The sequence below is a fragment of the Dehalococcoidia bacterium genome (assembly GCA_030018455.1).
GTDB lineage: Bacteria > Chloroflexota > Dehalococcoidia > DSTF01 > JALHUB01 > JASEFU01.
In genome coordinates this window covers 64108-80218 of record JASEFU010000010.1, presented here as the reverse complement: position 1 = coordinate 80218, position 16111 = coordinate 64108, and the positions used below count along the sequence as shown (strand labels likewise).

At 64.9% G+C, this 16111-nt stretch carries 11 protein-coding genes, 1 tRNA gene and 1 pseudogene; 5 read left to right on the top strand and 8 right to left on the bottom strand.

Annotated elements, in window-relative coordinates; all coding sequences use genetic code 11:
* Positions 1-5169 (bottom strand): sialidase domain-containing protein (locus QME71_10510; GenBank protein ID MDI6858731.1); only part of this gene is annotated, 5169 nt, incomplete at its 3' end.
* 165 nt (positions 5170-5334) lie between these two features.
* Positions 5335-5682 (bottom strand): annotated as a pseudogene (locus QME71_10505) (response regulator).
* Positions 5683-5759: 77 nt separating this feature from the next.
* Here QME71_10505 and QME71_10500 point away from each other — a divergent pair.
* The 5 genes from QME71_10500 (at position 5760) to QME71_10480 (ending at position 11163) form a co-directional block, all read left to right on the top strand.
* Positions 5760-5834 (top strand) — tRNA-Thr (locus QME71_10500).
* Positions 5835-6116: 282 nt separating this feature from the next.
* A complete protein-coding gene (locus tag QME71_10495) occupies positions 6117-6845 on the top strand; it encodes a M23 family metallopeptidase (protein ID MDI6858730.1) in 729 nt (242 codons plus the stop codon).
* 159 nt (positions 6846-7004) lie between these two features.
* Positions 7005-9140: a biotin/lipoyl-binding protein gene (locus tag QME71_10490; protein MDI6858729.1), complete on the top strand. Its 2136-nt coding sequence runs from the start codon at positions 7005-7007 to the stop codon at positions 9138-9140.
* Positions 9137-9865 (top strand): ABC transporter ATP-binding protein, encoded by a 729-nt coding sequence (locus QME71_10485; protein ID MDI6858728.1) that lies wholly within the window; start codon positions 9137-9139, stop codon positions 9863-9865. The genes QME71_10490 and QME71_10485 overlap by 4 nt, the downstream gene beginning before the upstream one ends.
* Positions 9862-11163 (top strand): ABC transporter permease, encoded by a 1302-nt coding sequence (locus tag QME71_10480; protein ID MDI6858727.1) that lies wholly within the window; start codon positions 9862-9864, stop codon positions 11161-11163. The genes QME71_10485 and QME71_10480 overlap by 4 nt, the downstream gene beginning before the upstream one ends.
* Before the next feature lie 33 nt (positions 11164-11196).
* Here the strand turns inward: QME71_10480 and QME71_10475 are convergent, their stop codons facing one another.
* From QME71_10475 to QME71_10450, 6 genes are all read right to left on the bottom strand, one after another.
* Positions 11197-11739: a class I SAM-dependent methyltransferase gene (locus QME71_10475; protein MDI6858726.1), complete on the bottom strand. Its 543-nt coding sequence runs from the start codon at positions 11737-11739 to the stop codon at positions 11197-11199.
* 35 nt (positions 11740-11774) lie between these two features.
* Positions 11775-12788 carry an MBL fold metallo-hydrolase gene (locus QME71_10470; GenBank protein ID MDI6858725.1) on the bottom strand — a complete coding sequence of 338 codons (1014 nt, stop codon included), beginning with the start codon at positions 12786-12788 and terminating at the stop codon, positions 11775-11777.
* 77 nt (positions 12789-12865) lie between these two features.
* A complete protein-coding gene (locus QME71_10465) occupies positions 12866-13675 on the bottom strand; it encodes a radical SAM protein (protein MDI6858724.1) in 810 nt (269 codons plus the stop codon).
* Positions 13676-13685: 10 nt separating this feature from the next.
* Entirely contained in the window at positions 13686-14084 is a 399-nt protein-coding gene (locus tag QME71_10460; GenBank protein MDI6858723.1) for a NifB/NifX family molybdenum-iron cluster-binding protein, read from the bottom strand.
* A gap of 292 nt (positions 14085-14376) precedes the next feature.
* A complete protein-coding gene (locus QME71_10455; GenBank protein MDI6858722.1) occupies positions 14377-15237 on the bottom strand; it encodes an ATP-binding protein in 861 nt (286 codons plus the stop codon).
* Positions 15234-16091, bottom strand: coding sequence for an ATP-binding protein (locus QME71_10450; protein MDI6858721.1), 858 nt, complete (start codon positions 16089-16091; stop codon positions 15234-15236). The genes QME71_10455 and QME71_10450 overlap by 4 nt, the downstream gene beginning before the upstream one ends.
* Between the last annotated feature and the right edge of the window lie 20 nt (positions 16092-16111).

The window sequence follows — 16111 nt, the reverse complement described above, 5'->3', positions numbered from 1 at the left end:
CTTCACCATGTCCTGGGTAGCGAGTTGAGTCGGGCGTACCCAGAGGGCGATCGTGAGGGCATTCTGGATGTCCAGGCAATAATCGTCGGGTGCTCGGACGTAATCGGTTGCGCCGCTGAAGTAGAGCGCGAGATTGTGGACCCCGGACACCCAGGACGGCGCGCCGTATATGGTTCCGTCGTTGGCGGGTGGGGCGGAATCGATGAGCGTCGCGCCGCCGTTCTCATCCATCTTGTAGTGAACGACGAGGCCGTGGTCGCCGCAGAAGGGCGTGGCGGTAGGCGTGGGCGTGTAGGTCTCGGTCGGTGTGGCCGTGGGCGTGGCAGTCTCGGTCGGTGTGGCCGTGGGCGTGTAGGTCTCGGTCGGTGTGGCCGTGGGCGTGAACGTGTGGGTCGGCGTCGGCGTAGGTGTCTCGGTAGGCGTGGGCGTGGGCAGTGTCTCTGTTGTGAACGTCCAGACAGGGCCCACCGTAGTCTGAGCGCCGTCGCTGACCGTGACATACCACTCGTACTCGGTGCCCTCGGACAGCGACTCCCATACCGCGGTCGTATTGCTTCCGGACGGGACACCGCTGTTTATGGCAATAACCTCGTACTCGCTGCTACCTCCCATGTCGTAGCCAAGAACGAACTGGCTGCTGTCGTCGGTCTCGTACTCTCCCGCGCCGCCATTGCGCGTGGGCGAGTAGGTGTACGCGTATATCTTGTTTTCCTGCGGCTCGAAGGTGAAGTAGCGAAGCCAGCCGTCGCCGCCATTCGCTCGACCTTGGTAGTCCTGAAGCACCTGGTGCACGGGCTGCCCGCAGTCGTTCAAATCCGTCCGGCGAGCCTCTCCCGGATAATGGCCGCTGACGACCAGGAAAACGTTGCAGTTGGGCTTGACGATCTGCTGCCAAACCGCCTCCGCAGACGTACCGTCGTCGGTGCGGTAAGTCACTGACGTCGGCCTGTTGCCGGATGCGTTGAGATAAGCGTGTGTGCTGATGATGGCGCGGCGGCCAGGGTAGGCGTCCAACATGCGGTCGGCCCAAGCCAGCGAGTAGCTCGGGATGTCGTGCTCAAGGTGGATCACGATGAAGTCGAGCGATCCAACGGAGAACAACTCATAATTGTTCTTATTCTGCCGGTTGATCGGGTCGAGAACAGGGTCCTTCCCCAGGTAGCCGCCGTACCAGTCGAAGGACTGGTAGCGGCTAACGGGAAAGTACTGGTCGAAGAGCGCGGCCACACCCGTCGGGCTCATGTCGTGGTTCCCTAGGGCCACATTGCTGCGCACCCCGTTGGCGTCGAGCGTGGACATGTAAGCGCTGGCATCGATCCACTCCTGCTCGTAAAGGTCGATGTTCTCCACGATGTCGCCGACGTGGGTCACGAACTGGGTGTTCAACCAGCTCCGCGTGTCGACCACCCACTGCGTCTGCGCCCCGAAGATCGGCGAGAGCGATGGGTCTTTGACGTAGTTCTGCGTGTCGGGGAGGACGACCACGGTGAACGAAGGCGACGCCGGCGGAGCGATCGGCCGGCCGTAGAACGTCACCGTCAGGGGGTCGCCCTGCGGGTCGGATACGGTGACATCGAGGGTCGGGGACGTTGACACGCCCGTGGCGCCGTCTTGCGGCGCGTTGAGCGCCGGCGGCTCCGGCGGGAGAGGCGTGCCGGTCGGCGTGGGCGTGGGCGTATGCGTGGCCGGGGGTATCTCGGTGGGGGTTGGAGTTGGAGGCGGCACACTTGCCAGCGCCTGGATTTCTTCTGTGGTCAGCGCCCGGTTATACACCCGCACGTCGTCAATCTGTCCAAGCAGGAAGTACGTTGTACCGTTGCTCTGCGCCCCGATCGTCAGGGGCAAGTTGTTGGTGGCAATGCTGGAAGGGCCCGTAACGGTGTTCTCAAGCACGCCGTTCACGTAGATCCGCATCGTCGCGCCGTCGTAAGTGCCGGCCAGATGGAGCCAGGTGTTCCCATCGTGCGGGTATTGCGTCGTGGAGTTCACGCGGAAGGTATCGCCGGAACTCGTCTGGTTGAAACGGAAGAACGCCTTCCCAGGGCCAGAGGGCGAAGTCGGCGAGGCAAGACTCAGTTCGTATCCGTTCGTATTGCTGTTGATCGCCTTCTTGATAAGGTTTTGAGTGTCTTGCTTAGCCGGCTTCACCCACGCCGCCAGCGTTATTGCGTTTGTGATGTCAAGGCAGCTATCGTCCGGCACCAGCGCGTAGTCGCCGCTGCCGTCGAGAGAGAGCGCGTAGCTGCCCACACGACCGGGCGCCCAGGTCGCGTTTCCGTAGAGCGACCCGTCGTTGGCGGGCGGCGAAGAGTCAAAGACCGTCGTGCCGCTTCCCTCTTCCATCGTCCAGTGCCCCACGAGCCCGTCGGCGCCACAGTCCGGTGTGGCCGTCGCGGTGCGAGTCGCAGTGGGTGTGGGTGTCTGGGTGGGCGAGGGAGTATCGGTTGGAGTGGCCACCGGCGTCGGTGTGTCGCTGGCAGTTGGCGTCGGCGTGGGCGTATCCGTTGCCGGAGGCGTGTCCGTCGGTGTCGGTGTCGGCGGCAGCTCAGCCAGCTGCTGTATCTCCTGAGCGGTCAGGGCGCGATTGTACACGCGAACATCATCCATGGCCCCCAGGAATGCGCGTGCGCCGTTGCTCTCTGCACCGATGCTGAGGCCGAGGGCGTTCGTGGCGATGGCCGGCGGCCCGGCGACCGAGCCTTCTTCAAAGCCGTTGAAGTAGATGCGCATCGTTGCGCCGTCATAGGTGGCGGCGACATGCACCCACGTGTTCCCATCGGTCGGGTACGTCGATGCCGAGTTCACCCTGTAGGTGTCGCCGGACGTGACCTGGTTGAGCCGGAAGAAGACCTTCGTAGGCCAGGTCGAGGTGGACGTTGACAGGCTCAGCTCGTACCCGTTGACCGAACCGTTCGCCGCCTTCTTGATGAGGTCCTGGGTGGCAGACCTCCCGGGCTTCACCCACGCCGCCAGCGTTATTGCGTTCGTGATGTCAAGGCAGCTATCGTCCGGCACCAGCGCGTAGTCGCCGCTGCCGTCGAGAGAGAGCGCGTAGCTGCCCACACGACCGGGCGCCCAGGTCGCGTTTCCGTAGAGCGACCCGTCGTTGGCGGGCGGCGAAGAGTCGAAGACCGTCGTGCCGCTTCCCTCTTCCATCGTCCAGTGCCCCACGAGCCCGTCGGCGCCGCAGTTCGGCGTGGCGGTCGGCGTCGGTGTGAAGGTAGGCGTGGGAGTGTAGGTGGGAGTCCCTGGCGGCGTTGGCGTCTCAGTCGGCGTGGGCGTAGGCGTGCAGGGAGCTAGGCCAGCTAGAACACGGATCTCGCAGGCGTCAAGGGCGCGATTATAGACGCGCGCTTCGTCCATCTGGCCCTGGAACGTGCTCGCTCCGTTGCTCTCGGCGCCTATGCCGAGCGCTTGGTTGTTGGTGACGATTGCCGCCGGGCCCGCTACGGGCGTCGCGTTCTCTTCGCCGTTGATATAAATACGCATGGTCGAGCCGTCGTACGTGGCGGCGACGTGAATCCAGGCGGAGCCGTTGAGCGGGTAGCTGGTAGTGGAATCAATTCTGTAGGTGTTTCCGCTGCTCACCTGATTGAGACGGAAGAAGACCTTGCCCGCGCTTGACAACGACAATTCATAGCCACTGGTGTTGTTGATGACTGCCTTCTTGATCAGGTACTGCGTGGCGGCAGCCGACTTGGTCGGCTTTATCCAGGCGGCGAGCGTTATCGGGCCCGCTATATCCAGACAGCCATCGTCGGGCACCAGGGCGTAGTCGCCGCTGCCATCGAGAGAGAGCGCGTAAGAGCCCACCTTGCCCGGACTTACCCAGGTGGCGTTGCCGTAGAGCGCGCCGTTGTTGGCGGGCGGCGAAGAGTCGAAGACCGTGGTGCCGCTGCCTTCCTCCATGGCCCAATAGCCGACCAGCCCGTCGGCGCCGCATGGGTCCGTCGTCGCCGTCGGCGAGGGCGTAGCGGTTTGGGTCGGCGTGCTGGTGGGAGTCACGTCGGCGGTCGTCAGCACGCCGTATGCGCTGCCGCCGTTCGCCGCCAGCACGACAACGTCATCGCTCCACACCTCCTTGGCGCTGGTAGGGTTGTTGAGGCTGCCGCTCATCAGCGTCTGGCGCGCGCCGAAGCTGATCGCCGAGAGCGACGAATCCTTGTATACGATGTCTCCGCCGGCCTCGCTGGACGTGTAGACGACCCTCATCGTCCCCGCCGTCTCATTGAGAAGGAGTATCCCCCGCGTTCCCGACTGGTCCACCTCGTAGAGGTCGTCCCAGGTTCCGTCGGGCCTGCGTACGAGGAGCGCGATCTTCGGGTAGCCGCCGGTGTCGTAGCTTGTCTTGACCGCGGCGTACAGTGTCCCATCAGAAGCCACTTTCAAGTTCATGTGATCGTCCGCCATCCCCGAACCCACGGGGACCGCCGACTGCGAGGCAGGGACTTCGTCGGCTGACCACGTGTTGGGATCGGTGCCGTCGGTGTGGACTCTGAAGCCGAACCTCCGCGTGTTTTGATTGGACCAGAATACGCCGACCTTGTTGCCGGGCATGGCGATAACGGCGCTAATGTCATCGTCGTTCACGTTGTTGGCCAAAGTCACGGGGCCGTTGAACGAAGAATAGGGAGAGTCGCTGTAGTAGACGTTGATGTTCGAGCCCGACTCCGTGGCCAGCCACATGCGGCCCGTGGAGTCGATGTCGATGGTGGCGGTCTCGCTGCCGGGGAGAGACAGCGAGGTCGGCGTGGGTCGGCCGGACCACGCCTCGTAGGTGTTGGCGGCGGGAACGTGCTGGACCGATATGAGCTCGGGAGTGCTGTCGTGAAGCAGGATGTGCGTCACGCTGCCAGTTGCCTTCACGTCGGCCTTGGCGTTGGTGCTGTTCGAGAGAAGGAGGACGTTGGTCCAAGTGTTGTCGGCTTCTAGCCTCCAGAGCCAGGTGCCGGACGGCGAGACGCTTGCGCTGGGCAGGACAGCCCACCAGGTGCCGTTGTAGCGCCACAGCTTCGACTGTGGCTTCTCGCCCGTGTCCTGGGATACCGCGACCGGGGTCAGGCTAACGTTGGAGGCGTCGATGCGTGCGGCGTGCCGAAGAGAAAGGAGGGCGGCGGTGAGGATCAGTGCGAACGCAAGGGTTAGAGTGAGAATTCGTGATATTCTCATCTCTGGTTCTCCAGACGCTTGTCGGCGGGGATTATCGGGAGCCTGCCCCGGGCCTACCGGGAACAAACCTCATTTGTGGTTATTCTTGCGTTAGACAGAGCGGGGAATACTAACACGCACCAGCGCATTATTTATAAATCCCAATCCGATCTTTGTCAAGTCGTGCAGAAGAGCGCGCACCCGCGCCAGGAGCTCCCGCATGCTGAACGGCTTGGTGACGTAGTCATCGGCGCCGATCTCCAGCCCGACGACCTTGTCGACCTCTTCCGTCTTGGCGGTGAGCATGAGGATGGGGACCCTGCTGTCGCGCCGCAACCGACGGCATACCTCGAAGCCGTCCATTGCGGGAAGCATGACATCGAGCACAATAAGATCGGGGCGACTGTCGCGGGCGAGTGCGAGAGCGGACTCGCCGTCAGCGGCGGTAATGGCGCGATAGCCTTCGCGCTCCAGGTTGTACTTGACGGTGGCAGCGAGCGTCGGTTCGTCGTCGACGACCAGGATTGTCTTCACCGGTCACCACCCGATTTCGAGAGGCTGTCACCATCGATTTGATTCGCCCTTCCCCGGTTGGCTATACTGGGATGCGGGCCAGCGTAGCTCAGTGGTAGAGCAGCGGTTTCGTAAACCGCGGGTCGAGGGTTCGAATCCCCCCGCTGGCTCCACCCACCGATGTCCCCTTTCCGCCCGCTGCGTTTCCGCCGTTTGTTGGCGAGCCATCAGCCGTTATACTCAGAAGCGTCACTCTGACGCAAAGAAGGTCTCCCACAATGCGCCTTCGAGGAATGGCCGTTGCTGTAAGTGTCGCGGCGATATTTCTTTCGGGCTGTGGCTCCCAAGACGGCGAACACACATCATCTACCGTCACGCCGCGGCCGTCTCCTCCGGCTGCCACGCTGACCCCCGCTCCCACGTCCACCCCGGCCCCGACACCCACTCGGGAAGCCATGATCGAGCCCGTCGGCTTCCCGATCGATCCCACGCTGCGTCTGGGGCTGGTCGTCGGCGAAGTGGGCAGCCGGCGCATCGAATGGGGTGCCGGGCCGGACGCTCTCAGCTGCAGCCGCGACGATCAGGTCTCAGGCGACCCCGACCGCGCTAATCGCTGCGGCTGGAACTGCCGCACTCACTGGGAATACGAGGCCCAGGCCGCCGTCGATTGGTTCGTGCCGGAGGGGACCCCGATCTACTCAACGATGGACGGGTTGGCGACGCTGAGCATCGTCACCGTCAGCAACGCTTTCGACTACTACGGGGCAGACCGCGAACCTTACCTCGGCAACCCTGACCGTTCGAGGGCGCTGGTCGTGCCGTTTCCCGGCCCCGGCGGAGGCAAGGGAGTGTTCGTCACCGTAGTCAACGACAGCTTCTCTACTGAGTACGGGCATCTGAACGTTGACTTGACGGTCGAGTCCGTCGACCCCGCGGCCTTTCTTCGGGGCTACAGCGCCGATTTCGATTATGCGAGCGCCTTCGCCGCGATGCGCGAATTCCGCGTCTCCACGCCCATCGCCAGGTGGAACGTCCGTCGCGGCGACCTGCTTGGATACAGCGGCGACACTGGTTACAGCGAAGTGCCGCATCTCCACTACACCGTGCGCCGGACCGGCGGGCCGCTGCTCTGTCCCACAACCGAAGAAGGCTTTCCGGACGGCGGCTGGCTGTTCCGCGACTGACCGAACACCCTGGCACGGTACTGCCAGGTACTATTCCTGCGCTCTTCATTGACCGGTTAAGAAACTCTAACCGCCCTCTCATCCGTTCTTAATGCATCGCCTCTAGACTTCTCCCCGGCGAGTGCAACGTCACGACGTTCCAGAGCCGGAAGGAGACCGATGACGACGAACCTGACGGATGACCTCGACGATCTCCTGGAGACAGACAACCACCACCGGCGCAGGCGTCTGATTACGCTGGCCTTGATCGCGCTGACGGCGGCAGCGGTCGGGTTTGGCGTGTGGGCCGTGGCGCTGCGGGGCGGAGACGCGGCGACAGGCGCCCTCCAGACGGCCACCGTGCAACGCGGCAACATCGTCAAGACGATCAGCACCAGCGCCACCACCGCCTCGCAATCAACCGCCAACCTCTCCTTCGGCACATCGGGCCGGGTCACGGCCGTCAACGTAACCATCGGGCAGGCGGTGAAGCAGGGCGACGTACTCGCGGAAGTGGAGGACACCGCCCTCCAGAACGCCCTAGTACGCGCGCAGATCAACCTCTCCTCAGCGCAGAACAAGCTCAACGAGTTGCTGGAGGGGAGCACCGCGGCCGAGCTCGCCTCCGCCGAGCAGAACGTTGTCCAGGCGCAGGCGAACCTCGACAAGGCGGCCGCCGCCCTCGAGGACCTTTTCGACGGCCCGACCACCGAGGAACGGGACAGCGCGCAGCAGGCGGTCCTTTCGGCGGAGTCGCAGCTCGTGAAGGCGCAGGCCGCGCGCGCCGCGGTCGACTCCGCCTGGGCCGACGCCGTCGCCATGGCCGAAGCGGCCGTGGAGCAGGCGGAGGCGGCGCTGGAAAACGCCGAGCAGGCAGCCGAGGATGCGGCCGACAACCTCGCCCTCGCCGAAGCGAAGCTCGAGGGCGCGGAGACGGCTTACTGCGTTTGCGATAGCTCGCCCTCCTTCTGTTCCTCGTCCGACGTCCCGGTCTCGGCCGGAGACGAAAGCGACCTTATGGCGATTGTTTCCGACGGCACGGCGCCCTGTAACATGCAGGCATCCTCCGTCCTGTCGGCCAACAGCGCCTACAAGAGCGCCCGGACCGCCGAGAGCAATGCTGAGGACGCCATCGACCGGGCGGAAGAGGGACTTCGAACGGCCGAGGAGGACCTGGCCGAGCTGGGGAGCGGTCCCAGCAGCAACGACATTGCATCGGCGGACGCAGCCGTCTCGTTGGCGGAGCTGGCGCTCAAGATGGCGCGCGACAAGCTGGCCGCGCTCGATGCCGCCCCATCAGAGGACGATGTGGCGCAAGCGCAGCACAACGTCGAGTCGGCCGCCCTGGCGCTCGCCGCCGCACAGGCGAAGCGCGACGAGGCGTACCGCGGCGCCGACGACGAGGAGATCAGCGCCCAGCGCGATCAGGTGCGGCTGGCGCAATTCGCCGTCAGCGAGGCGGAGAAAGATCTGGAGAAGGCGAAGATTATCGCGCCGTTCGACGGCACGGTGGCGGCGCTGAACATCGCCGTCGGCGACACGGCCGGGGCATCCGCCGCTTCGACCTCTACATCGAGCGGCACGTCGGCGGCAATCGTCCTCAACACGCCTGACGCCCTCGTTCTCAACGTGAGCATCGGCGAGTCCGACCTGCCGAGCGTCAAAGCAGGGCAATCGGGCACCGCCACGTTCGACGCCATCCCCAATGCTGTGTTCCCCATCGTGATCGATTCGGTGGGGACGAATCCCACGACAACACAGGGAGTGGTGACCTACCAGGCGAGGGCGCGCATCGTGAGCCGCGACAGCGCAGCCGCGTTAGGGCTCCCGGGAGCGAATCTCAGCGCAGGGCAACAGCAGCGGATTCAGGGGGCGCTGGCAGAGGGCGGTTTGACGGAGGAGCAGCGGCAGGCGATCGAGACGCGCGCGGCCGCTTCCGCCGCCGCCGCCGCCGCGACCGCCTCGGCCAGACCCGCGCCCGGCATGAACGCCTCCGTGACGATCATCATCGATCAGGCGGAGGACGTGCTCACGGTTCCGGCATCGGCCATCCAGAGCGAAGGACGAAGCAGTTACGTAATCGTCCAAAACGAAGACGGTTCGACGGAGAAGGTCACGGTCGAGACCGGCCTCAGCAACGGCTCGAGCACAGAGATCACGAGCGGCCTCGAAGAGGGGCAAACGGTGGTTATCCCCGGAGTGACCGCGACATCGACCTCGTCGACGACGGCTGATGAGACGAGGCCCATCATCGTTGGCCCATCGGGCGATTTCTCGATGCCGGTAGGCCCCGGCTTCGGAGGGGCGACAAGGTGATCCGCCTTCGGGGGATCGTCAAGGTCTACCGCGCAGGGGACGTGCCGGTGCCCGCTCTTCGCGGGATCGATCTGGATATCCAGCGCGGCGAGTTTATTTCCATCATCGGGCCTTCCGGCTCCGGGAAGTCGACCCTCATGCACATCCTCGGCTGTCTCGACAGGCCGACGCGCGGCACCTACGAGTTCGAAGGTCACGCTGTCCACCGCCTGGGGGACGCCCAGCTCGCCCTGGTGCGCAACCGACGCATCGGCTTCGTGTTTCAATCGTTCAACCTGCTGTCGCGCTGGCCGGCCGTGGCCCAGGTGGAGCTGCCCCTGGTTTACCGACGGGCGTCGGACCGACGGCGGCTGGCGCTGCGGGCCCTTGCCGAAGTCGGCCTGCGCCATCGCGCTCAGCGCCGGCCGGCGCAGCTCTCCGGCGGCGAGCAGCAGCGGGTCGCCATCGCCCGGGCGCTGGTGAACAATCCGGCGGTGATACTCGCGGACGAGCCGACGGGCGCGCTCGACTCGAAGACGACCGGGGACCTCATGGAGATGTTCGTGCGCCTGAACAGCCAGCGGGGCATGACCGTCGTGCTGGTCACGCACGAGCCGGAGGTCGCCGCTTACACGCGCCGCATGATCCAGCTTCGAGACGGCGAAATCGTCTCCGACGGGCCGCCGGAAAGAGCGCTTACGGCTCCTAGCACTCCACCCACCGCGCGAGAGGAGTCGCCGGCATGATCGTTTTCAGCATGGTGCAGGCGGCGGTGATGGCGCTCAGCACGAACAAGCTCCGCACCACCCTCACCATGCTCGGCATCGTCATCGGCGTGGGCGCGGTCATCGCCCTCATGGCGGCCGGCCAGGGCGCGAAGCAAGGCGTGACGAAGGAGGTGAGCGGGCTCGGCAGCAATCTTATCTTCGTCACCGGCCAGCGGAGTCAGACCACCTCGAGCAGTGGGACGAGCAGCAGCAGCGGCGGCGGCGGCGCAACCGTCAGAGCGTTCAATCCGTTTTCGCTGACGACCGACGACGCAGACGCGCTGAAGGACAACGCACTCCTGCCCTACGTCGAAGCGGTTGTGGCCCAGTACAGCCTGGAACTGGAATCGCAGCTTACGGGCAACGGACGCTCGACGACGGCAACGGCGATGACCGCGACCCAGCCGGACTTCCCGTCCGTGCGCAGCTACAAGCTGGCCGTAGGGAGGTTCATCAGTGAGGACGACATGAGCCGCAAGGCCACGAACGTCGTCCTCGGCGCGCAGGTGGCGCAGGACCTCTTCGATACGGCCGCAAACGCCATCGGCAAGGACGTGCGCATGAGCTTCGGACCGTTCTCTCTCAACTTCACGGTCGTCGGCGTGATGGAGCCGCGGGGCGCGGCCGGCGCCGGCACCGACGATACGACGATTCTCGTGCCGCTAACCACGTTCCAGGCAAGGGTGCCCTTCGGCCGCAGCCCCACGGGCCGGTCCAATATTCAGGAGATCATCGTCAAGGTCTCTTCCGGTGACAAAGTCGACCAGACGAAAGAGGCGATACGACAGGTCCTCCTCCAGGAACACGACCTCAGCGAGGACTTCACGGTCCAGACGCAGGAAGACTTGACAGCGACCGCGAGACACGTGAGCCGGACGCTCACCATCCTGCTGGGCGCGATCGCGGGCATCTCGCTCGTGGTCGGCGGGATCGGCACGATGAACATCATGCTCGTCTCGGTGGCGGAGCGGACGCGCGAGATCGGCATCCGGAAGGCGGTGGGCGCGAACAGGCAGGACATCATGTTGCAGTTCGTTGTTGAGGCGCTCCTCGTGACCGTCGTCGGCGGAGCGGCCGGCGTGGTCGCGGGGGCCCTGGCGGCGCGCGTCGCCGACGGGCAGACGTTCGGCACCGGAACGGAGGTGACGACGCTGGTGACGCCGCTGAGCATCATTGTTGCGTTCGGCGTCTCGGCGGCCATCGGGCTCTTCTTCGGCATTTACCCGGCGTTCCGCGCCTCCCGCCTCGATCCGATCGAGGCGCTGCGCAGCGAGTAGCCAGACGCTCGGGTACAGGCAGGCGCGTGCCGACTACGGTCGCGGCGACGCCAGGATAATGAGCCCCTCGCACTCCAGCACATCGAAGAGACCGCTCTCCTCTACGAGCGCACGCTGCTCCGGCATCGGCAGGTGTCCCTTGTGCATGAAGAGCAGCCCGTCGGGCTTGAGCATGCGATGGACCTCGCGGAAGAGGGCCTTGGTGTCGTCTATCCTGTGTATGGTGTCTATCAGGAGCACGCGGTCCACGCTCGCGGATACGATGCCCGTATCGTAGCCCTGCACGAGTATCGGCTCCACATTCCGCAGCCCGTTCTTGCCGGCCCTTTCTCGGACGCTGTCAATCGCGAGGGGATGAATGTCGATAGCGTACACTTTGCCGCTCTCGCCGACCATGCGGGCGGCGGGAATTGCGAAGCTCCCCGGGCCACAGCCATAGTCGGCGACGATCATCCCGGGCCCAACGCGGGCCAGGGCCAGGGCGTTCCGGGGGTCTTGTAGCAGGTCGCGGATGCGGTACATAAGGGACATCATCTTGAAGGCGATCGCGCTGTCCATTCGCGCTGTAGCACACATCGGCCTGACCTCCCCCGTAGTGAATCTCGGAATGCCTATTCCGGCGTATCGGGCGGTCCGAGCACGTACCTCGTTCCTACGCTCCCCTGGACGAAGGCGTCGGGGAACGCGGCGGCGATGGCGTGGATTGCCCGCCAGCCCGTGCAGTGAGTGGGCACGATAACCTCCGGCGCGAACGCCGTGAGCGCCTCGATTGTCGGCCAGACCACGGTCTCGAGCGGCGACGTGGCGAGGTGAAAGCCGCCGATAATCGCGTAGACGCGCTCGATTCCGGTAATCTTGCGCGCATGCATCACGGTATTGACGACTCCGGCGTGGCCGCAGCCGGTTATCACCGCCAGCCCGCGGTCGCGCACATTCACCACGAGCGCCTGATCGTCGAGGATCAGGGGGTCGGGGACCCACTCGCCGTCGCGCAGCGCCTGATGGAGGGGCATGCCCTGCTCGAAAGGCGTGACGCGCTCGATCTCGCCCGTCACCAACAAGGCGCCGTCGAAGAGCAGCGAAGGCTCGCGCCTCTCGGTGAGGGCGAAGCCGGCGGCGCTGACCTTCTCACGGCTCGTGGCGGGCAGCTCGCGCGGCTGCCGGCCGGGAACCGCGATCCGTCGCTTCAGCCAGCAATCGGGATGGACGAGCAGCGACGGCAGTGACGAAAGCTCCCGCGCCATCCCGTTCAGGCCCAACGTGTGGTCGAAGTGGCCGTGACTGAGAACGATCATCTCGATTTCGTTCGGGTCTACACCCAGCGCCCGCAGGTTGTGCATCGCGCCGTCCACCGTCGCGCCCGTATCGAGCAGAAGCGTGCGCCGCCGCTCTCCCACGAACACGGTCACGAGGAAAGACAGGCCGTGCTGCGCGGTGGGAGAATCGGCCGCGTCTCCCTCCTCCGTCAGCGGCGCTTTCAGGCGGGGCAGCGGCTGCCCCTCGCTTCCGATCGCGGCCATTCGCCTGGCGACGGGCGTGTTGGGAAGGAGCACGTCCACCACGTTATCGACGACGGTCAGAATCTCCACCCTATCGGCTTCGATTAGCGGCAGCGTCTTTGCCATGTGGAAAGACCTCCGTTCTTCAGCGTGTGGCCTCCGGCCCTCAGGGCAGGAGGTCGAGCCCGCTCCTTGGTCGATGTCTATCTCAGGCTGGACTCCGGTCTCCGCCGGCGTGTCTCTGCGGCGCTCAGGGGCTTGACGTCCGGCGGGACTCTATCGTAGGCGGTCACTACTCCTTCAATCCCCCTGAACTCCGCCCGGATTATGTCGAGTTCCTCATTCGGAAGCGGCGCGACAGGACAGCGACGGAGCGGCGTATTCAATTGCACCTCGTCGGGGTCGATCTGCTCTGCAACGGCGGCCATCTCCCGCGCCGCGTGCTTGTTACCATTCATGAACATCATCTGAAGCGCAAGCCTGCCCGAGAAGCTCGAGCGGAAGCGCTTGATCGCCGCAATGATGTCCGTAATGGAGTACTCGCCGAGAGGCCTGTTGATCAGGCGAAAGAGCCGCTCGTCAGGCGCGTCCAGCTTAGCGACGACGATATCGGCCTTCGCCATGTCCCGGCGCACGTCCTCCCTCGTCATGAGGGCGGAGTTCGTGAGCACGGCCACCGGCAGGCCGCAAACCGACCTGACCACGTCGATCGCCGCGCCGAGATTGGCGGCGAGAGCGGGCTCGCCCGTCCCCGAAAAGGTGACGCAGTCCACGGGCACAGTCATTGCCGCCTTCAGCTCCTGCGCGAGACCCTCCAGGGAAACGAACTGGCCGCGTTCGCCGCGGGGGTTGGTGGTGATGCCGAGCTGACAGTAGACGCAGTCGAAGCAGCAGGTCTTCCCCCGGCCCGGCAGCAGGTCGATTCCCAGTGACCTGCCCAGCCTCCAGGAGGCGACCGGCCCATAAACGATCGACGGCGCTGCCGGACCGCTCAGCCCGCCCTTCGCGCTCATCCGCCCCCTCCTAGTGCAGCCGTTCGACAAGGTTAGGGAGGTTTCCCGCAGCGTGGCGCAGCGCGGCCTCTTTGACGTCCGCGACATCCGTTATGACAACTTCGATGCCGGACTGCTGAAGGCTTTCCTGAGCGCCCCAGCCCATGCCGCCGGAGATCAGCGCCTGACAATCGCCTATCGCTGCGGCCATCTGCCGGTGGCGCAACTCGGCGCCCTCGCCGAAGCCGCGCCTTCCCAGCGCGTCCAGCTCACCGTGGGGCAGGTTCGCCAGCGCACCGTGGCCCAGTTTGGGCCGGTTCTCTTCGGCGACGATCCGGCCGTCCTCTATGGTCAGCACGACGTACATCTGCGCCCGCCCGAAGTGCTGACTTACCGTCACGCCGTCATCAGATACGACTGCTATCTTCACTGCTCTCTCCTCAAGTATTGTTCGTTCTCGTTTAAGCCCGATGGCAACTCCCGCCGGTCGAGCAGGGAGGGGCATCGCAGCGTTCGTCTCGCCCGCAGCAGGTGGCGCCTCCGGTGCGCGCCCCATCGCTCATCACGTTAAAGGATGACAATAGCTTCTCCATATCGTCTGCGCCGCAGCTCGGGCAACTGATCGACGCGGCGTCGGCTCTTTGCGTAAACACCTCGTGAACAGAGCCGCAGCGGCGACAACGGTAATCGTAGATCGGCATCTTCTCCTCCAAACGCGCGCTTCAAGGCGTGGGATGGGCGGCGACCGCTTCCCACAAACTTCTGATCTCGCGTGATGCGGCGCCGTCAGACGTCTCCACGACGGGCCTTCCCTCAACAATCGCTCTGTTGACGTCGGGGTCGAAGGGTATCCTGGCGACGACCTCGACCGCGAGCCGCCGGCACTGTTCCTCGATGCGCTGCGAGTTTTCGGCGCTGAGGTCGCACTTGTTCATGCAGACGAGCGCCCTCACTCTGAAGTGGCGGCAGAGCTCCAGCACGCGCTCCAGGTCGTGGATGCCGCTGAGGCTGGGCTCGGTCACGATCAGGGCCGTTTGCGCCCCCGACAGCGATGAGATGGCTGGACAGCCGATGCCGGGCGGCCCATCGCTGAGGATGTAGTACGCGCCTGTCTCTGCGGCGATCTCGCGCGCCCTCTTCCGCACGGCCATCACCAGCTTGCCGGAGTTCTCCTGGGCGGCCCGCAGCCGGGCGTGCGTCAGCAGTCCGAAACGGGTGCGCGAAACGTACCAGTGGCCCGCGAGCCTGTCCCGCATCGATATGGCTTCGAGGGGGCAGACATGCGTGCAGAGCCCGCAACCCTCACAGGCGAAAGGGTCGACCTGGAAGTCGCGTATAGCGTCGAAGCGACAGGCGGCGCCGCAAAGACCGCATTCGTTGCACGCTTCCGGGTCGATGTGGGCGACCTGCAGGCCGTAGAAGTCGTGCGTTTCCAGGACTTCCGGCTCCAGGAGCAGGTGGAGATTGGGGGCGTCGACGTCGCAGTCGCAGAGCACGCTGTTTTCGGCGAGGGCGGCGAACGACGCCAGCACAGCCGTCTTGCCGGTGCCGCCTTTGCCGCTCAGGACCACAATCTCTTTCAAGCCGCGCTCCCCACTGCTGCCAGTGTTCTGATCTCGTCGAAGAGCTTTCGAAAAGCTTCCCGCCACGACGGCATCGCTGCCACGAGCGTTTCGCCGCGACAGTACGCCTCGGCGATGCGCCGGTCGAAGGGGATGCGCAGCAGGACCGGTATGCCCTCCCGCGCGCAGAACTCGCTCACGCGGTCGTCGCCCATTCCGTCGCGGTTAATGACGACGCCGCAGGGAACGCCGATTTCCCGCGTCACCTCGACGGCCATCGTCAGGTCGTTCAGGCCGAAGGGGGTAGGCTCCGTGACCAGCAGGCAGAAATCGCTTCCCCGGACCGTCTCGACGACGGGGCACGACGTGCCGGGCGGCGCGTCGAATATGACAGTGGCTTCGGGGTCGGCCAGTTTCTTTACGGCGCGGATGACGGGCGCCGCCATCGCCTCGCCGACGTTCAGCCGTCCGTGGCCAAATCGCAACCCGTCGACGTGCCCGCTCTCGACAACACCCACCTCTCGTGTGGTCTCGCTAATCGCCTTTTTCGGGCAAACGTAGGAACAGGCCCCGCAGCCGTGGCAGAGTTCCGGAAAGACGAGCGCGATGCTCCCCGCGACGGCGATGGCGTTGTATGCGCATGCTTCCGCGCAGAGGCCGCAGTAGGTGCACCTCTCCTTGTCAACAACGGGCACGGGCACGGTCACCGGCTCCGAGGAATCGATGGTCGGGCGAAGGAGGATGTGCGCGTTCGGCTCCTCGACGTCGCAATCAAGAAGCTGGACCGGGCCAAGTTCGGACAGGGATAAGGCGAGGCTGGTGGCAACGAGTGTTTTGCCGGTGCCGCCTTTACCGCTGGCGACAGCTAGATTCATCAGACATTTTCCCTAATCAG